Here is a 19,654-nt window from a genome sequence, read left to right on the forward strand (position 1 = left end):
GCTTAGCCGAGCAGCCAATAAAACAAGGTAAATAATGGCACACCAATCAGCAAGCTATCTATTCTATCCAATACGCCGCCATGTCCAGCGAGCATAGTACCCGTGTCTTTTACGCCGTGCTGACGTTTAAAGGCGGATTCTAATAAATCTCCAGCGATACCACTTACCGCTAAACCATAGGCGGCCAATAAGCAAATCCACCAGCTAAAAGAAGTGAGCCAGATGCCTAATAGTGTGGCCAATATCGCTGCTAATACACTGCCAAAGAGAGCACCTTCGATACTTTTATTCGGGCTGATGGTTGGAGCAAGACCGCGCTTAAAGATTTTGTGACCAAGCAATCGTCCGCATAGATACTGTGCAATATCATTAAATTGACTGGCGAATAATACAAAAAACAAAATGCCATATTGTTCGCGTTGCCACGTTAATTGCTGTAAGGCAATCAAGCTGATAATCAATGCGATAAAGACAGAACTAAACAGCAAGTCTAAGAATTTTAAATGTGTATAGGCTTGCTTAGAATCAGAAGGATTTTTTATAAAAGGCTGAGTATTTGGTTGCAAGCCACGCGCTTGAAGCTTACTAATAAGCCTAGCTTTGCTAGGTAGGTGCCATAATCGTTTAATCTCGTAGCAGCCACGCACACCAATCAACAAGAAAAAAGCGATCAGCAACCACTGATAGGGGTATGTGCGAGAGTGTAGGTGTTGACTATTATCAGTTATCTTAGCGATAACATAACAAGCGCAAAGCGCTGCTAACATGAGCCACCATGAGCGTGCTATTAAATAGATTTTCGGTAAGCGCTGACGCAAGCTAGGTAGGGCAAGCATAGCCCAAACCGAACTCACGACTAGCATTAGAACCATCACAAACCGTAAGTCAGAAGCCATGTTTTTAGCACTTTGAGGTCGATAGAGAACGGTAACCCACCGTTTTTTTATGGCTGAAGTGGCAACGCTTAATTGCTGTTAGACGTTAGCAACTGTATATACCGATTCAGCCTCTGTATCATCGATTATAGGCTGAATCAACCAATCAATACCACCTTCTTTCAACTTTGATAATGGCTCAATCACACTCGTCCGAGGTGTGCTTGTTAAGTCAGGATAATCCTTTCGATAATGCCCACCGCGGCTCTCATGACGCTGATAAGCAGATTGAATAATCAAAGTCGCTAATTGTAATTGTCTTGCTAATTGAAAGTAGGGCAGCTCATTCAAAATAGTAGCGTTGTCTTTATTGTCGATAGCTAGTTGATTAGAGTCACAACAGTTAAGCTTTTGTTGCCATTGCTGTATTTGTAAAAGTGCTTGTTCTAATTGTTTAGCATCACGGGTAATACCCATATGAGAGGTCATCAAAGCTTTTAGTTCTGCGGTTATTGCAGTGATATCAGCATCCGTATTAACGTTGTCGTTGTGATTGCCATTAGAGTTGCTTTCATATTCAACAGACGATGGCAAAGTAATGCGCTGACTATCTTTAAGCGTTGGCGCTATCCACATGTCATGGATTAATTTGTCTAAATTAGCATGAGGTAAAGTCGTTTCTAACGTTTCTATTGCTGCTAAATAGCGCGGCAAGTCAGCAGCGATATTGCGCCCAACGACCACGCATTCCAACAGTGAATTACTCGCTAAACGGTTTGCTCCATGTAGACCTGTATAAGCAACCTCACCAGCAGCATAAAGCCCTGCCACATCGGTCAGACCATTGGCAGACGTCACTACACCGCCGCAGCTATAATGAGCGGTAGGGGCAACTGGAATGGGGTCGGTAGTGATATCAATACCGAGATCTAGTAGTGTTTGATAAATCTGCGGGAAATGCTCTTGCAAAAATTCCGCTGGCAAGTGACTAACATCAAGATTGACGTAGCCAAGTCCATTGTTATTAATTTGCTCAGCGATGGCACGGGCGACGATGTCTCTTGGAGCCAGTTCTGCACGCTTATCAACATCAAGCATAAAACGCTTGCCCGTTTGTGGACAATATAGCCGCCCACCTTCACCGCGCAGTGCTTCAGATATCAAGAAGCTACTGTCATCTAAGGCTAAGCCAGTTGGGTGAAATTGAATAAATTCCAAATTAGCCAAGCGGCAACCCGCTTGCCATGCCATCATCACGCCATCGCCGACACAGACATTCGGCGCACTGGCACGCTTAAATAACTGTCCTAAACCGCCACTCGCCAATACGACAGCGCGACTATGAAAGGTAAGTTTACGTTGATTAAGATAATCAAAAACAAGCGCACCTTGGCATTGCTTATTTGGATTAGCGCTATTTTTTAAAAGGCTCAGTGCTTCATGGTAGGGCAAGATAGTAATATTGGATGCAGCTTGTGCTTTTAGAGTCAAGGCTTCCATAATATGCCGACCAGTGGCATCATCGGCATGTGCAACTCGCCGACAGCCATGACCGCCTTCTTTGGTCAGATGCAAATTGCTAGTCTGTAATGCCGCTAAAGGATTTGCATTATTATATGGCTGTCTTTCTTGCTCGGGAATCAAGGTAAAAGGTACGCCTTGTTCGCAGAGCCATTGCACGGCTTGCTGTCCAGCGCTGAGGATATTAGTGGTATTGTCAGTCTCACATAATCCTGCACCCGCGACTAACGTATCAGCAATATGGTCAGCGACACGGTCATTCTTGTCTAGACTGGCTGCAATTCCGCCTTGCGCATAATGGCTTGAGCACACTTCTATCGCGGATTTACTTAGTACTGTCACACTTAGCGATTTTGGCAAAGCGAGAGCAGTGCTTAGTCCTGCAAGACCAGCACCTATGATAAGTACATCTGTCTGGACAGTATCCTCAGCATTATTAGTATTTACCTTATCCGCTGACCATGCCTCGTTCATATTACGCCGCTCCAACATTGGCAAATAATTTGCGGTCTTTGACAAGATCACCGCTCGCGGCCACCCGTTGCTTTTGCGCTTCAGCAAAATCAAGCATGCGTTGGAGTGGTTTTTTGGCAGCTGTCGCCAGCTCTTGCGTCATGAGCACTTCACCGCTGCGCTGAGTTAAACACTGTTCAATCCCTTTTAGGCCATTCATCACCATCCACGGGCAAAACGCACAGCTTTTACAACTGGCGCTTTCACCAGCCGTCGGCGCGGCTAAGAAACGTTTATTTGGCGAGCGCTTTTGCATCTCGTGCAATATACCCAAGTCGGTAGCGACAATAAAGGTATCGGCATCCATCTCATAAGTGGATTGCAACAGCTTACTGGTCGAGCCAACCACGTCGGCAAGCGCGACTACGCTATCAGGCGACTCAGGATGTACCAATACTTTAGCGTTTGGATGCTCTTCTTTTAATTGCAGCAGCTCAGTTGCTTTAAACTCGTTATGAACCAAGCAAGACCCTTGCCAAAGCAGCATATCGGCGCCAGTCTCTTGCGCGATGTATTTACCCAAATGACGGTCAGGGCCCCAAATGATAGGCTCGCCTTGCGCATGCAGATGACGCACGATATCGATACCAACGGACGAGGTCACAACCCAATCAGCACGAGCTTTGACCGCAGCACTAGTGTTGGCATAAACCACCACGGTACGCTCAGGATGGGCATCACAAAATGCGGAAAACTCATCAGCAGGGCAGCCTAAATCAAGCGAACACTCAGCTTCCAAGTCTGGCATGAGTACTGTCTTTTCCATGCTTAGTATTTTTGCCGATTCGCCCATAAAGCGTACGCCAGCGACGACCAAGGTTTGCGCGCTATGCGCTTGCCCAAAGCGTGCCATCTCAAGCGAATCCCCAACACAGCCGCCTGTAGCTAATGCTAAGTCTTGGATAAATGGGTCGACGTAGTAATGAGCAACTAATACGGCATTATTATCTTTTAATAGCTGCTTAATATTATCTTCAACTGCGAGACGTTCGGCACGTGGCAGGTCTGCCGGTATTTTAGCTTTGGCATATTCGATGTTCATTTGAGTTGCAATGCGATTGTCATTGCTCATGATGGGCGCGTCATAGGGATAAGTTTTCATAAGTGCAACCTTTAGTACATTAACGACAAATGAGGTGTCGTTAGGAATGAGACAGTTAAATATGGGAAATGAATAAAGTGTTTTAATTATGCTCATTTTGAGCATAAATACAAGTATTTTTTATAATTAACTTAAAAATTGAACTAGATGTGTGTGGGTGTTTTCTAAATAGCGCCGTTTCTTATACTGTTGTTCTCGCATTTATTTTCTAGTATTTATCACAGTGCCATTGGTGTATTTACAACGCCAGACTATGATAGTTTTAGATTCACGCTATACTAAGGCGTGTTATAAAAGTCATAATTTATAGCTTTTTCACTGCATTCTTCAAGATAAAGGATATTTACTAAAGCCATGACGTTGTCTTACTCACATGCACATCAACAGGGTAGTGGCACCACAGAAGTGGTCGCCGTGTTAGTGGCGATTACTGAGCATACCGCTCGGGTCTTAACTGTCGATCAAGGTAAGCTATTGCCCAATGGACCCCTGATGCCATTGCACCGCTCGTTGCAAGCTGGGGTGCGCCAGTGGGTTGAAGAACAAACCCAGCAGCCGCTCGGTTATTTAGAGCAGCTATATACCTTTGTCGATACCAATAGACGCAATGTCGATGGCCATGCGCTGGTGTATGTCAGCTACTTAGGATTGGTGCAAGAGACGCAAACGCAGCAGCTACAAAGCCAAGCGCTCTGGCGGGATTGGTATGATTATTTTCCTTGGGAAAATCACTTAGAGGGTAGGCCAAGTATCATCATGGATTTTATTGTGCCAGCACTATTAGAGTGGGCGAATAAAACAACAGATGCCATCGTTCAACAGCGTCGTCGTCAGCGCATTGGCTTGTGCTGGGGATTGAGTGAAGCGTTCTTAGCGGGCAATGATTTTGGAAATTGCGAAAATAAAGATGCTGGTATTGATAAAGCTATTGATAATAATCAGGACAATCGAGAGTGGGTTGCCGAACACGTACTGCTACGTTATGAGATGCTATATGAAGCGGGGCTGATCCCTGAAGCGCCGACCTATCCACCCAGTTATTCAGCCAATGCTCAAATTAGTACCCAAACCAGTACCCAAACTAGTGCTCAGACCAGACCTTTACCTGAAAATTGGTCGCAGCTGATAGGTGTGCCCATGTATTATGATCATCGCCGCGTGATTGCTACCGCCATTTCACGTCTGCGCGCCAAGATTGAATATCGACCGCTTATCTTTGGTCTGATGCCAGATGTTTTCACCTTATCGCAGTTACAGCAAAGCGTTGAGGCATTGTCAGGCGTGCGCTTGCATAAGCAAAACTTCCGTCGTTTGCTAGACTCACAAAACCTTGTCATGGAGACGGGGCAGAGTAGTAGCGCTCAACGCGGTCGACCTGCCAAGCTCTATCGCTTTCGCCACGACATTGAGCTACAAAGCCTACTCATGGATAGTAAATTGCCCAAACGCAAATAGTGCCGATAGTATTAATGCCTGCATAACGCTTCCCCCATTAGGTTTAAATATAAATTGTTAAATAAATAAAATAACGCCCTTTTCTTGCGAGGCTAGGCGCTTTACGTTATATTTATGCTCATTTTGAGCTTAATAAAATAAAGCTCGGATTAATAATGCGCATTTACCATGTAAAAGCCATCACACAAAAATAAGGGTAAAATATGACAGTTAAACAAGAGCCAGCATTGGATGAAGTATTACTTAAGCCCTTAGTGGAAGCCGCTTTAACTGAGGATTTGGGTAGACGCGGTGATGTCACCTCGCAAGCAACCATCCCAGCTACTATGCAAGCACAACTACAAATCAAAGCGCGCCAAGCAGGTGTGATTTGCGGTATAGATTTGGCACGACTGTCTTTTGCTTTGGTTGATGCGCAGATAGAGTTTATTGCTCAGGTTGTTGATGGCGAAACGGTTGCAGCGGGTACGGTATTGGCGATTGTCAGCGGCAATGCGCGTCATCTATTGACAGCGGAACGTACCGCTCTAAACTTTATGACCCATCTCAGTGGTATTGCGACGGCAACACGGCAAATTGTCGATAGTGTGGCAGAGTATCCCGCGCAAATTACCTGCACGCGTAAGACTATCCCAGGTCTACGTACGGTACAGAAATATGCGGTACGCTGCGGCGGCGGGCGCAATCATCGTTTAGGGTTGGACGATGCGATTTTAATCAAAGACAATCACATTGCCATTGCAGGTGATATAAAGACAGCTATTCAGCAAGCGCAAGACTTTGCAGGTCACCTGATTCCGATAGAAGTTGAAGTCGATACCTTGGAGCAATTAGAGCAAGCCTTAAAGGCTGGCGTGAGCTTGGTGCTGTTAGATAATATGTCGCCTGAGACATTATCGAAAGCGGTTACCATGTGCAAAGGTCGCGCCAAGACCGAAGCATCAGGTGGTATCACGCCTGAAACTGTGCAAGCCGTAGCAGAAACCGGTGTTGATTTTATTGCGATGGGTTATTTGACTCATAGCACAACGGCGCTAGATATCGGGCTTGATTTTAGCGCCTAACGTCAGCGCTTAGTCTGAGTTTATATCTGCTTTTATAGGTTAAATCTCGGACTAATAGTCTATTAAAAGGGCAGATTTGTATGGATATCCTATGGATTTGGTAAGGCGTAAGGATTAAGCGAAGTTAATGATTTAATTGGCTTATCTGCCTATGCTACAATGCCGCTGCTACCGACTATAAGGTCATCGTACACGCGCACGACGACCTTATCTTTTGCCTGATTTGCCCAATAGATAAGCGAGCGCTTAGTGAATACTGAAATCATCAAGATAATCTTAGCTTTTTTGGTATTGATTAATCCCTTTGGCGCATTGACGTTATTTTTGGATTCAACTCGCGGTTATTCGATGAATAATCGCCGTAAAGTGGCGCGCGTAGCTTGTTTAACCATTTTTATCACCATCAGCTTCTTCACCATAGTAGGCGAAACGCTACTAAAAGCTTTGGGTATCTCGATTGGCTCGTTCCAGTTGGCAGGCGGTATTTTAGTATTTTTGATCGCCTTAAACATGATGAATGGTGAAGGCAATCCTGTTAAACCGGATCAAGAAAATTTCGATGTTGACCATCTGCACGGTGCACCGCCAACAATGGCAGCAGCAGTCGTGCCTATAGCCATTCCTATGATGATTGGACCTGGCGGTATCTCAACAGTTATTATTTACTCCTCGCAAGTCTCTGGTATTTTGCAAGTCTCTGCTATTTTGATTGCGGGTTTGTTTATCAGTTTATTTTGTTATTTAGCCTTGATGGCGGCAGGTCGTATCAGTCGTTTATTAGGCGATACAGGCTTAAACATCATGAGCCGAATCATGGGTATGTTACTCGCGGCAGTTGCTATCGAAATCATCGTTAATGGGCTACGCACCTTATTTCCTGATTTAGTGTGATTAATTCCTAAGTGCTCATTGCTTTTATCTGGCTTTTTAATAACGGCTATTACAAGCTATATTCTATCAAAATTACAGCCTAGCACTCGCCAAAAGATAGTATTCATCAAAAACCTCCTGTCTATTTCCTAAAAAACTGCCTCCTAAAAGCTTATCTCCTAAGCAAATTTTAAAATTAATTGCTGATTTTAAGACCTACGATCAATTACCAAAAGTATTAGCAAAAAACGTCAATTATAAAATTATGTTATAATAAGGGTACGATAATTTCATAGGAGTTAGTTTTGAGTAAGAAAAGGATTGCTATTTTAGGTGCAGGTCCAAGTGGTTTGGCGCAGTTGCGCGCTTTTGAAGCAGCTCGTTTGGCTGGGGCAAAAAACTTGCCTGAGATAGTTTGTTATGAAAAGCAAAACGCTATCGGCGGTATGTGGAATTACAGCTGGCGCACAGGTTTAGATAGAAACGGTGAGCCTGTCCACGGTAGTATGTATCGCTATTTATGGTCAAACGGCCCTAAAGAGTGCTTAGAGTTTGCCGATTATTCATTCGATGAGCATTTTGGTGAACCTATCCCATCATATCCACCCCGTGAAGTCCTAAAAGACTACATCATGGGTCGTATCGATAAGCAAGATATTCAAAAATACATCCGCTTTGAGTGCCCAGTACGTTGGGTGTCATTTGATGATGAAACGCAAAAATTCACCGTGACGGTGATGAATCATAAAACCGATGAGCAAGAAGTGGAAGAGTTTGATTATGTCGTGGTTGCGACCGGTCATTTCTCAACGCCAAATATGCCATACTTTGAAGGTTTAGAAGCGTTCCCCGGTCGTATCCTACACGCTCATGATTTCCGTGACGCGTTAGAATTTAAAGACGAAGATATCTTACTTATCGGTAGCAGTTATTCTGCCGAAGACATTGGCACCCAGTGCTACAAGTATGGCACCAAATCAGTCACGATTAGCTATCGCACACAAGCGCTTGGCTACGACTGGCCAGAAGGTATTAAAGAAGTGCCATTAGTGACACATTTTGAAGATGATGTGGCACACTTTGCTGACGGTACGAGCCAAAGCTTTGACGCCATCATCATGTGTACGGGTTACTTGTTCCATTTTCCATTTATGCCAGATGAGCTGCGTTTGCAGACGCACAACTGCTTGTATCCAGCCAACTTATATAAAGGTATCTTTTGGCAGCCGAATCCAAAGCTGATTTACTTAGGCATGCAAGATCAGTACTTCACCTTTAATATGTTTGATGCGCAAGCGTGGTATGCACGTGATGTGATGCTGGGGGATATCGACTTGCCTGATTTGGCGACTCGTGAAGCAGATGAGCAAAAGTGGTTGGCGACTTATGCTAAGTGCGTGACGGTCAGTGATTCTATTGATTTTCAGGCTGCTTATATCCGTGACTTGACCAATGGCACCGATTACCCAGAGTTCGCGGTAGAAGAGCAGGGCGAAATCTTAAAAGAATGGCAAAAAGATAAAGCCGAGAATATCATGACCTTTAGAGAAAAGGCTTATCGTTCTACTTTAACTGGAACGCTATCTCCTGAGCTACCAGAGCCATGGTTGGATATTCTTGATGATTCGCTAGAGCACTTTTTAAACTTAACCTTTGTGAAGCCTAAAAAGCGCAAAAAAGCGTCCTAATAAGAAGTCATTAGTTTCAAAGTAATAAAAAACCAAACACGTAATGTGTTTGGTTTTTTCGTTTTATAAGCTGCGTTTATTTATTACGCTTCATTAACTTTGATATAGATGCCAAGCCAAATACAGCATTAAAATACCGACCAAGGCATCGAGTATATTCCACGCTTTTGGTTTGGCAAATAAGGGTCGAAGTAATCGCGCACCATAACCAAGCGCAAAGAAGAAAAAGAATGAAGCGCTTACCGCACCAGCGGCAAATACGACTTTGCTAGTTGCTCCTGTTGAAACCATGCCGACGAGCACCAATGTATCTAGGTAGACGTGCGGATTGAGCCAAGTAAAGCCAAAGCATAATAACAGTGCTTTTTTTAAGCTGGTGACGACTTGTCCATCGACGGTAAGCGCATGCGATACGCGTACACTGGCGTATAAGCTTTGCAGTCCATAGCCAAGTAAAAATACTACGCCTGCAAATTTGGCAATATTGACGGCTTGCGGATAACGTGCTGTCACTGCGCCAAAACCGCCAACGCCAGCGGAGATTAGCAGCGCATCACTGACCGCGCAAAATAAGCAGACGAAAAATATGTGCTCGCGTTTCAGTCCTTGTTTGAGGACAAAGGCATTTTGTGAGCCGATGGCAATGATGAGCGATAGCCCAAGTAAGAAGCCAGAAATATAATCAGGAGCATTCATAATAGTGCGCTTATAATTTTTTAAGATTTGGTGTTTTTAGGGTTTTGTCTTTCACATGATTTGAGAGGTTGCGATGTGAGAATCTTGACATTTTGCTTACTGGCAGCGCCGTAAAAAGCTGTTAAGATACGCTATTGAATAAATCGATGCAATATGAAAAAACGCAGTATGAATAAACGCACTATGAGCAAAATATGAATGCACTGGAAGAGAGGCAGAAGCGGTCATGGTCGTAAGTTTGACAAGAATGCTACAGTCATTTGGGCAAGCTCAAGACCTGCCAACACTCGCGGCTAAAAATGCTCAGAAAATGGCAAGTAGTGATGACGCGACTGCTAATGATAAAGAAGCAGCCGATAATGAGCAGACTCAAGCGAGCAGCCAACGTTCTACGCTTACGCCGCCTGAGCGTGCCGATCTTATTTGCGCTGCGTTAGCACAAGTAAACGATATCCGCTCGGCAACGCCATTGACCGATCGCTATTTAGCCAATCGTGCTCAGATGCGCCCGACCAATCGCCCTCCTTTTGACCCTGATACGTTATGGTATCTCAAACATGGACGCTGTCCGATTATGACTGAGCTTGTTGATGTGGTCGATGAAGCCACCCTAAATGCCATGCCTATTGAGGCCGTTGCGATACTAGACCGGATTAATGGTAAGTTAAAGCGTTACCGTGAGTGGAGTAGCGAGCTCAATGCTGAGCAACAGCAACAACATAATGAGCGTCAGTTTGTCATTGATAAGCTGGTGTCCGAAAGTATCCCTGAGGCCCTACATCACTATGAGCAGCTGCAACGCTTTAGTCCGCACCGTACCAAAAATAATATGGTGCAAGGAAAAATGACCGCAGGCGATATGTTGACCGATTTGTTTTTAGAGATTGATTATGAGCTTGATGAATTACTAGATGAGCTACACCAAACGGTGATGAATAAACTGGCTTCAACGCACCGTTATGTTAAAAGCCGCACCCAAAGCTAGTGGTTGCTTGCTTTTTAATTATGGGCTTTTACTCATGGACTTTCACTCATGAACTTTGAATTGGCGTTATAAAAGTTATATAAATCAGCATGATTAAACACAATTGATTCAATGTATAACAATATAGGGCTTTTATAGAGCCTTATTTTTTTGTTTAATGATAGCTATCGATTTTTATTTAGAATAATAAGAAATTTGCCAAACAATTTTGCTAAGCAATAAGGACAACCTAATGACCCAATTGACTGCGATGTTCGTAATGTTTGTTTTATATGGTGTGCTGCCAGCCGCCGGGTTGTACCTAGGATATCGTGGTATTAAAAAAGTGACGGCGCCCAAAATGCTTGAGTATAAAGCGATGCCGCAGTTGGGCTATATTCCTGAAAAGAGCTTACCAGTTGAGGTCAAAACAGCGCTCGACCAAATCAATGACAAAGGCGAAAAGCTGCGCATTATTTATGGCGATACCAATAATGATGGCAAAATCGATGATAAAGATACCGTCAACGAAACCTATGTCATGATTCAAAACCTAATGGATAGGCATGTTCCGCTAGCAGTAGCAGACTATCGCCGTTTGCATGACTTAGATGTGGGGGACGGCGCGCTTGCCGATAGTACTAAAATCAAACACTCCAATGTCACTGGTAAAGAAGCATTGCTAGATGTGTTGAGCACGATTAATACTCAGTTTGATGACTTATTGAATGCTTCCTATCATCAAGATGGGCAAAAGCTACTTGCAACCAACCGATATTTACAAAAACGTTTTAACAATCCTGCCGTTAATGCGGATATTCAAGAGGTTCAAAAGCTTACCAACAGTGAGGATACTGTTAATAGTAATGTAGATATCGAAGCGCTTGAAATTCCAACTGATGCAAGTGGCAAAAGCGCGAATACGAATGCTAAAGATATTAAATTGTAATTACCCAATCGTATGAGCTAAATAAAGGTTAGGCGTATATGAGTGTTTTAATTGGCGTTGGCATTGTGACGACGGTCACTACTATTTATTTAGGTAGAAAAGGCTGGCACGCATTGCATAAAGCGGTCGGCATTACCCCAGGTGTGCTTACGTATCAAGATAATAATACGCCATTGGCACTATCTGCGGTAAATTGGCAGCAGCTAACTTTAAATAAAAAGCACTTAAAGGTATTGCCAGATAACCAACTACGTCAATTGCAGCGTATCGATGAAAAGGTCAGCAACTATCAATCTTATCAAAAAACACGACAAGCTCAGAATAAAATGCCTGCGGTCACAGAACAGCAGTTTGTGTTAAATAAAATGTTGCATACCCGTTTACCTGAAATGTTGGTTAGTCATTATCAGCTAGTAAATATGAATAGAAGTAATAATGAGATGAATCAGCAAAAAAAAGCTGAAGCTAGGGAGTTATTACAAGATGCATTAAATAATATAGAGCACCGTCTAGATGAACTATTAAAGCAAATAGAGGTTCAGCAGTTGCAGGAATTACGAGTCATGAAGAACTATATTAATAGTCATGATAGCTAAGCTTTGGGGTAATAACGTTATTAAGAAAACGCATAAAAAAGCGGTCAATGAATGAATCATTGACCGCTTTTTTTATTAACTACTTCAAATTTATAAAAACTCAAAGTAAGGTTAAATTAATCCGATTAACGCTTGTTGTTACGGTCACGGGTATTACGGGTGCCGCGACTGGCAGGGCTAGCACTGCTCTTAGGTTTTGCGCTGCTAGGACGGCTATCGCTACGAGTGTCCGTACGACGTGCCTTAAGCGGTTTATTTTTAATACGTTCTTGCTTCTCTTTAGCTGCACCATGCAGACCTGTACCGTGACGGGGACGTAAGCTCACCAAATCCGTCAAGGTATTAATTTCTTTTTTATCAAGCTCTAAGAAACGACCGGTACGTAGCTCTTTTGGTAAGATAATCGTACCGTAACGTGTACGCAGCAGACGGCTAACTTTAAGACCTTGCGACTCAAATAAACGACGTACTTCGCGGTTACGACCTTCTTTTAACTTGACGTGATACCATTTATTGACGCCTTCACCGCCGCCTTCTTTGATATCTTCAAACTGTGCCATACCATCTTCTAACATGACGCCAGACGTTAACGTACGAGCGATATCTGGTGTCACTTCACCAAGCACGCGCACTGCATATTCACGTGTCACTTCGCTAGAAGGGTGCATTAAGCGATGCGCCATTTCGCCATCATTGGTAAATAATAGCAGACCAGTCGAGTTGATATCCAAGCGACCAACCATTACCCAGCGGTCATGAGTCAATTTTGGCAACCGCTCAAAAACGGTTGGACGGCCTTCTGGATCATTGGCAGAACACACTTCGCCTTCAGGCTTGTAATAGGCTAAAACGCGACGACGCTTTTCATTTTCGGCAGTGTATTTGATCTGACGACCATCAACACGAATCTCATCGCCTTGTTCAACACGGTCGCCGATAGTCGCTGGACCATTATTAACGGTCACGCGACCTGCCTTGATCACTTCTTCCATCTGCCGACGTGAACCAAGTCCCATACGGGCGAGGGCTTTTTGGAGTTTTTCATCTTTCATAACGATATCCTTGAGTCGGTGGGTTTACATTTCTCAATGTATAAATTTGGACTGACTATTATACGCTATTTATCAAGGCTTTGTTTAAGATAAAATTTTTAAGGCTATTATTATTTATAATAAGTCATGTTTTATTATATAGTTATGAGTTTAAACAAGGTCTCTATATTTGGCGAAAGCGAATATAAATTGATTGTTACTCTTACGTAATTTTTGCTAAAAACGACCTAATATTATTCAATATTTAACCACCTATGTTATTATGGCTTTGTTTTTTTGTGGCTAATGTAGCCATTTAGTATAGTTGTCTTAATTGGTTTAATCAGCAGGCGCTACTTATACCTATGATTTATAAAGGTTTTTCTATGTTTTTCAATTCATCAAAGTTATTAAGTGTAGCGTGTCTACTCATGATTAGCCTATTATCAGGTTGCTCAAGCATCAATTCGGGCCTACAATCTGGCGACTTACCACCTAGTGGATCGTTCTTGGCTGCAAGTGGTATACAGTTCAATGTTCAACCTTTAAGTCTAGCAACGCTGCCACCTAAAAAAACTATAGCTCCTAGTAGTGAATTAGCACGTTTGATAAAGACATCTGGTCGAGTGGATTATCGTATTGCTGAAGGGGATATTTTGGGTATTACGTTAGTAGGGTATCCTGAGATTGCACCTCCTTTAACGAACAGTAGTAATACTGCTAATCCTTATGCATTAGGTTTTCCTGTCGACCAACAGGGTTTCGTTCAATTTCCACTAATTGGGCGTATCAAAGCCAGTGGTATGAGCGTGCCGCAATTTACCGCTAATTTACAAAGACAGCTTCAACGCTATCTTAAGTATTCAGATCCGCAGGTTAAAATCGTTAACTATCGTGGTAATAATTTTTTTATTGATGGTGAAGTAAAACAGCCTGGCGAATTTGCTATTGCTGATGTACCAGTGTCGCTATATGGTGCGATTTCTATGGCAGGTGGTGCTACTCCTACGGGTGACTCAAACAATGTCGTGTTGAATCGTAACGGGGTTAGCTACAATATTGGATTACAGTCGCTCAGACAAATGGGTGCTTCTGCAAATCAGATTTATTTGCAAGATGGTGATTCTATTCATGTGAACAGCCAAGATCGTAATAAGGTGTATGTTCTAGGGGAGTTTGGACAAGTAGAGCCTGTACCTATCTTAGAGCAAGGTATTAGCTTAGCGCAGGTCTTGGGGGAGTCTAAAGGGCTTAATTCCAGTACGGCAAATGCTGCTAAAATATATGTGGTCCGTGATAATCTGAATACGAGAGCGACGGATATTTACTATGTAGATATGCAGACCATTACTAGCTTTGCGCTTGCCAATCGTTTCGAGATGCAGCCTAACGATATCGTTTATGTTGATCCAACTGGCTTGACGCGTTGGAATCGTGTTATTAGCTCTATTCTACCTTCCACATCAGCCATCAGAGCGCTCTCAGGGTTATAGATAATAGGTGATAACAGTTATGGCGTTTGATAATATTTTAGTCGTATGTGTTGGTAATATTTGTCGCAGTCCCATGGCAGAAGCATTATTAAAACAGCGTTATCCACATAAGAATATTGATTCTGCAGGTGTTGGCGCTTTAGTCGGTCACCCTGCCGACCCTGCTGCGTTAGAGATCATGACAGCGCAGCAGCTTGATATCACTAAGCATATAGCAAAACAGATCGATGAAACTTTGGCAAAAAAGGCTGACATTATTTTTACCATGTCAGAAGGTCAAACGAAATGGATTGAAGAACGCTGGCCGTTTTGCCGTGGTAAAACCTTTAAGCTTGGTCATTGGATGAATAAAGACATTGCTGACCCTTATAAGCATGAAATGAGTGCTTTTAAAACAGCATATCAAGATATTGTTGAGAGCCTAGAACAGTGGGCCGATAAAGTTAGCTAAATAGCTGCCATTAAACGACTAACCTTAAGTGATGAACATACAGTTATGAATACAGATTCAAAGAATTTATCAAACTCTGCTTCTAAAGAAGATAATGACGAAATTGATCTTATGGCGCTGCTGTTTGCCATTTTGCGTGGCTGGAAAGTCATCGTATTTTTTGCTGTATTGGGCTTGGTAATAGGAGTGTTATATAGCAGATATGTCAATCCTACCTTTAAGTCAGACGCACTTATTCAAATTGAGGAAAACTCTAAAGGGGTTGCTGCCTTAGGGGCAGATATTTCTGAGCTAATTGGTTCAGAAGTGAGTAAAGCTCAAGCAGAAGCAGAGCTGATAAGGTCGCGTATGATCTTAGAGCCTGTGGTCAATTTATTGCATCTACGTATCCGACTGTCTGATCCTAATATTGGTGCTTTAGATAGAATAAAAAGTAATAGTACGGATACTCAGATCAATAAACCGGAAGGTGTCTCTCTTAAAACTGAGGATGGTGAAGTACAAGTCAGTCAGTTTAATGTTTCGCGAGAGTATCTAAACCAACCATTTACCTTAACGCGCTCTGCGACAGGGTTTGTGTTAAGTAATGGCTTTGACGATTTTAAAGGTCAGTTTGGTAAAGCTCATCAATTCAGAGGGACGGAAGGTCAGATTCAAATCACAGTCAACGACCTGCCAGCTGGCGGATATCCAATTAATATTACCAAGCAATCGCTCCAAATAACGACTGAGCAGATTAATAGTGCATTATCTGTGGTTGAAAAAGGCAAGCAGACAGGCATTATTCAGTTGTCTATGACAGGTGCCAATCAGCAGCAGACTAGTTTGATATTAAGACAAATCGTTTTATCTTATATTGATCAAAACCAGTCTCGTGGCTCTGAAGAGACCACCAAAACGATTAGCTTTATGGAAACTCAGATTCCAGCCTTAAAGAAAAAACTAGAAGACTCTGAAGCCATATTCAATGAGTTCCGTAAGAAGTATGGCACTATCGACGTAGGTAAAGAGGCAGAGCTGTTATTGACAGAAAACTCTCAAATCGATGCTCAGCTTAATGAGTTAAAGCTCAAAAAAGCGGATCTTACGACCTACTACACGGAAGAGCATCCATTGGTTATCCAAATCAATGAGCAGCTTGCAGTACTTAACGATAGAAAAAATGAGATAGACGATACGATTGCGGGCTTACCTGAGATACAAAGAGAGTTTTTACAACTGTCAGCCGACAGTACGATTAACAGAGAGATTTATTTAACTCTACTCAAAAACTATGAACAGCTAAAAATCGTTAAAGCGGGTCAAATTGGTTTCGCACGTATTATTGATTTGCCTATTAGTACCTATCGAGCAATTGCACCTAAAAAATTGCAAATTATAATCTTGGCTACGTTGTTAGGAGCCATGCTTGGAACGATGCTCGTACTGCTTAAGAACATGCTTAGAAATGTGGTCAAAGATCCTGAACGTATTGAAGCTAAAACAGGTGTTCCTGTGGTAGCGACAATCCCACGCTCTCCACTATTAACAAGACTGCGTAGAAACAAGAAAGCGCCTAACAGATTGCTGGCTTACGTGGATAATAATAGTCTGAGCTATGAAGCCATCAAGAGCTTAAGAACGAACCTGATGTTTGGTATGCCAGTGCAGGGTCGAGCAGGTCAACGAGCCAAAGTTATCCTCATCACGGGTGAAAGCCCTGGTGTCGGTAAATCCTTTATTTCTTCTAACTTAACTGAGGTATTTGCCCAGTTAGATAAAAAGGTTCTTATTATAGATGCCGATATGCGCTTGGGCGAGCTGCATAAGACGTTTAGTATGAGCCAAGATAATGGTTTGGCAGATTATCTATCACAAGATACGACTCATTTATCAAGAGATAACTCTGAAGTATCAAAAATTGTTGCTACTCAAGACGCTAATAGTTTGGCAAGCTTTATTCATCCGACTGGTATAGATAATATCGATTTCATGCCACGCGGTCAGCATCCACGTAACCCAGCATCACTATTGGCTAATGGCAGTTTTGATCATTTAATGACAGAACTAAACCTGCATTATGATTATATTATTATTGACTCACCACCTATCTTAGCGGCCTCTGATGCCATGATACTAGCGCAGCACGCTGATAAAGTGTTGATGGTCACAAGATACGATGACTCGATAGAAGGGCAGTTGGTTTATGCAGTCAATCAGATGAATAAAGCCAATATACAAGTTGATGGTATTATTCTCAACGATGTACAACAAGGGATTATGAGCAAATATAGTTATCACTATAGTTATGCTTATGGTAACAATAATTAATTATTTTTAGAGTTTTTACCTAAACTAATATCCTTTAAGTAGTTGAGTGTTATGTTGATAAAGTCAGAAACCAAAAGTGCGTACCAATCACTGAACGGTAAAAGTGGTTGGTTACAACGTATAGCAGAATACTTGTTGTCGTTACCTCGTGGTGTCAAGCGGGGAATCTTGCTTAGTATAGACTTTGCACTGTCATTGATTTGTTTGTTCTTAGCCTTGTCTTTACGCTATGGCTATCTTGGCAATCATATTGGTCTATTGGCACTATGCTTTTATGCCATTATCCCTATCGTAGGGTTGTATGCGATAGGGTTTTATAGAGGTGTGGCTAGAGGTTTCTTTGATGCCGTTATGGCCAATGTCTCACAGCTGTTTTTTTTGCTGATTGTATTGTATGAAGTCGTTCTGTTCATTGACTTCTTTCCCACCATGCCGCGCTCAGTCCCTATCATCTTCTTATTTCTATTCTTTATATGGTTGTGGAATAGCAGACTGACTATCCGTGAGTTTTTAACTCGTCTCCAGGGTAAAAGCCAGCAAAGCGCTAAAAACAAAGATGGCTATGAGAATATCGTTATTTATGGGGCGGGAGAGGCTGGTCGAGACTTATTAGAAGGATTAAGAAACTCGCATAAATATAATGTCGTGGCTTATATTGACGATGATCCTCAACTTACGGGTGCTTATTTGCTGGATAAAAAGATCTATGCTGCTGATGAGTTAGTAGGCTTGATTGATGAACTAGACGTTGCACAGGTGTTTTTGGCCATTCCTTCTATCAGTCGCGCGCAAAAACGCCAGATTATAGATAAACTTTCGGGCATCGCTATAAAAATTAAAGAACTGCCAAGTTTAGAGGAAATCGCTGACGAAAAAGTGACCGTCAGTAGTATGCGTAAAGTAGATATCTTGGATGTGTTAGACAGACAGACTGTCGAACCTGATGCGGACTTGCTGCAGATGAATATCAAGGGTAAGTGCGTGTTGATCACTGGTGCAGGTGGCTCTATCGGTAGTGAATTGTGCCGTCAGGTAATCAAGAACCAACCTAAATGTCTTGTACTTTATGAGTTGTCTGAATTTGCGCTGTATAGTATTCATCAAGAGCTGACCATCAAGCAAGCCAATACGCCTGCCTATAAAAATATTGAAATTATTGCGGTCATCGGTAACGTCACCAATGAATCGAACCTGCTTAGAATACTGAATCTCTATAATATACAGACGGTTTATCATGCTGCCGCATACAAGCATGTGCCTATGGTTGAGCACAATCCATTTGAAGGCGTTATTAATAATACCAAAGGCACTTATCACTGCGCCCGAGCCGCGATTGCAGCAAATATTGAGACCTTTGTTTTAATATCGACCGATAAAGCTGTAAGACCGACCAATGTAATGGGCGCTTCTAAGCGCTTGGCAGAGTTGGTTTGCCAAGCACTCAGCCAGACGGATAGCCAGACCTGCATTAGTATGGTGCGTTTTGGTAATGTTCTAGGCTCATCAGGATCTGTAGTACCGTTATTTACCAAGCAGATCGAACAAGGTAAGCCGATTACGGTCACCCATCCTGATGTGACTCGTTACTTTATGACGATTCCAGAAGCGGCAAACTTAGTCATCCAAGCAGGTGCAATGGCATCAGGTGGTGAGGTGTTTGTCCTAGATATGGGAGAGCCGGTCAAGATTGTTGACTTGGCACAGCGAATGATTCATTTAAGTGGTTTTGATATTAAAGATGCTGCCCATCCTGAGGGCGATATAGAAGTCATCTTTACTGGACTTAGAGATGGAGAAAAGCTTTATGAAGAGCTCATCATCGGTGAAGATAATGTTGAATCAACTGATCATCCCCTTATCATGCAAGCGCTAGAACACCACTTTCCATTGGATGAGCTTGAATCAGTATTGTTTGAGCTGACTGAAAAACAAAAACAATTTGATGTCCCTTGGCTAAAACAACAGTTTAAGCAGTTTGTAGCAGGTTATCAAGAAGGCTCTAAAGCTGCATAACTCTCAATAAATACCCTAAATACTATTTTTCAACTAAAATTGGTTAGATGAACAAAGGAAAAT

Annotated in this window: 16 protein-coding genes; 11 read left to right on the forward strand and 5 right to left on the reverse strand. The window is 42.6% G+C overall.

Annotated elements, in window-relative coordinates:
* Positions 1–2: 2 nt before the first annotated feature.
* The 3 genes from JMX50_RS05375 to nadA form a co-directional block, all read right to left on the reverse strand.
* Positions 3–896: a phosphatidate cytidylyltransferase gene (locus JMX50_RS05375; protein WP_201628744.1), complete on the reverse strand. Its 894-nt coding sequence runs from the start codon at positions 894–896 to the stop codon at positions 3–5.
* A gap of 78 nt (positions 897–974) precedes the next feature.
* Positions 975–2,870: an L-aspartate oxidase gene (gene nadB, locus JMX50_RS05380; protein WP_201628745.1), complete on the reverse strand. Its 1,896-nt coding sequence runs from the start codon at positions 2,868–2,870 to the stop codon at positions 975–977.
* A 1-nt stretch (position 2,871) separates the two neighbouring features.
* Entirely contained in the window at positions 2,872–4,011 is a 1,140-nt protein-coding gene (gene nadA, locus JMX50_RS05385; RefSeq protein WP_201628746.1) for a quinolinate synthase NadA, read from the reverse strand.
* Between the two features lie 354 nt (positions 4,012–4,365).
* On the opposite strand from nadA, the gene JMX50_RS05390 reads away from it, so the two are divergent.
* The 4 genes from JMX50_RS05390 to JMX50_RS05405 all read left to right on the forward strand — a co-directional run bounded on the left by JMX50_RS05390 (position 4,366) and on the right by JMX50_RS05405 (position 9,088).
* On the forward strand, positions 4,366–5,466 hold the full coding sequence (locus JMX50_RS05390) for an NUDIX hydrolase (protein ID WP_201628747.1): 1,101 nt from the start codon (positions 4,366–4,368) through the stop codon (positions 5,464–5,466).
* A gap of 203 nt (positions 5,467–5,669) precedes the next feature.
* On the forward strand, positions 5,670–6,530 hold the full coding sequence (gene nadC / locus JMX50_RS05395) for a carboxylating nicotinate-nucleotide diphosphorylase (protein ID WP_201628748.1): 861 nt from the start codon (positions 5,670–5,672) through the stop codon (positions 6,528–6,530).
* A gap of 249 nt (positions 6,531–6,779) precedes the next feature.
* A complete protein-coding gene (locus tag JMX50_RS05400) occupies positions 6,780–7,421 on the forward strand; it encodes a MarC family protein (protein ID WP_183621221.1) in 642 nt (213 codons plus the stop codon).
* A gap of 284 nt (positions 7,422–7,705) precedes the next feature.
* Positions 7,706–9,088, forward strand: a complete 1,383-nt coding sequence (locus JMX50_RS05405) for an NAD(P)-binding domain-containing protein (protein WP_201628749.1) — start codon at positions 7,706–7,708, stop codon at positions 9,086–9,088.
* Positions 9,089–9,181: 93 nt separating this feature from the next.
* Here the strand turns inward: JMX50_RS05405 and JMX50_RS05410 are convergent, their stop codons facing one another.
* On the reverse strand, positions 9,182–9,784 hold the full coding sequence (locus JMX50_RS05410) for a LysE/ArgO family amino acid transporter (RefSeq protein WP_201628750.1): 603 nt from the start codon (positions 9,782–9,784) through the stop codon (positions 9,182–9,184).
* Positions 9,785–10,010: 226 nt separating this feature from the next.
* Between JMX50_RS05410 and JMX50_RS05415 the strand changes: the two genes are divergently transcribed.
* The 3 genes from JMX50_RS05415 (at position 10,011) to JMX50_RS05425 (ending at position 12,293) form a co-directional block, all read left to right on the forward strand.
* Entirely contained in the window at positions 10,011–10,769 is a 759-nt protein-coding gene (locus tag JMX50_RS05415) for a hypothetical protein (protein ID WP_227670926.1), read from the forward strand.
* Positions 10,770–11,001: 232 nt separating this feature from the next.
* A complete protein-coding gene (locus tag JMX50_RS05420) occupies positions 11,002–11,697 on the forward strand; it encodes a hypothetical protein (protein WP_201628751.1) in 696 nt (231 codons plus the stop codon).
* A 38-nt stretch (positions 11,698–11,735) separates the two neighbouring features.
* Positions 11,736–12,293 carry a hypothetical protein gene (locus JMX50_RS05425; protein WP_201628752.1) on the forward strand — a complete coding sequence of 186 codons (558 nt, stop codon included), beginning with the start codon at positions 11,736–11,738 and terminating at the stop codon, positions 12,291–12,293.
* A 125-nt stretch (positions 12,294–12,418) separates the two neighbouring features.
* On the opposite strand, the gene rluB is transcribed toward JMX50_RS05425, so the two are convergent.
* Positions 12,419–13,345: a 23S rRNA pseudouridine(2605) synthase RluB gene (gene rluB, locus JMX50_RS05430; protein WP_201628753.1), complete on the reverse strand. Its 927-nt coding sequence runs from the start codon at positions 13,343–13,345 to the stop codon at positions 12,419–12,421.
* Positions 13,346–13,755: 410 nt separating this feature from the next.
* On the opposite strand from rluB, the gene JMX50_RS05435 reads away from it, so the two are divergent.
* From JMX50_RS05435 to JMX50_RS05450, 4 genes are read left to right on the forward strand one after another with little or no spacing between them, the layout of a single operon-like run.
* Positions 13,756–14,817 (forward strand): polysaccharide biosynthesis/export family protein, encoded by a 1,062-nt coding sequence (locus JMX50_RS05435; RefSeq protein ID WP_227670927.1) that lies wholly within the window; start codon positions 13,756–13,758, stop codon positions 14,815–14,817.
* A gap of 19 nt (positions 14,818–14,836) precedes the next feature.
* The gene (locus JMX50_RS05440) at positions 14,837–15,268 is read left to right on the forward strand and encodes a low molecular weight protein-tyrosine-phosphatase (RefSeq protein WP_201562491.1); all 432 of its coding nucleotides are present in this window, start codon (positions 14,837–14,839) and stop codon (positions 15,266–15,268) included.
* Positions 15,269–15,313: 45 nt separating this feature from the next.
* Entirely contained in the window at positions 15,314–17,578 is a 2,265-nt protein-coding gene (locus tag JMX50_RS05445) for a polysaccharide biosynthesis tyrosine autokinase (RefSeq protein WP_201628755.1), read from the forward strand.
* A gap of 51 nt (positions 17,579–17,629) precedes the next feature.
* On the forward strand, positions 17,630–19,591 hold the full coding sequence (locus JMX50_RS05450) for a polysaccharide biosynthesis protein (RefSeq protein ID WP_201628756.1): 1,962 nt from the start codon (positions 17,630–17,632) through the stop codon (positions 19,589–19,591).
* The last annotated feature ends 63 nt before the right edge of the window (positions 19,592–19,654 follow it).

Source organism: Psychrobacter maritimus, from assembly GCF_904846345.1.
GTDB classification, from domain to species: domain Bacteria; phylum Pseudomonadota; class Gammaproteobacteria; order Pseudomonadales; family Moraxellaceae; genus Psychrobacter; species Psychrobacter maritimus.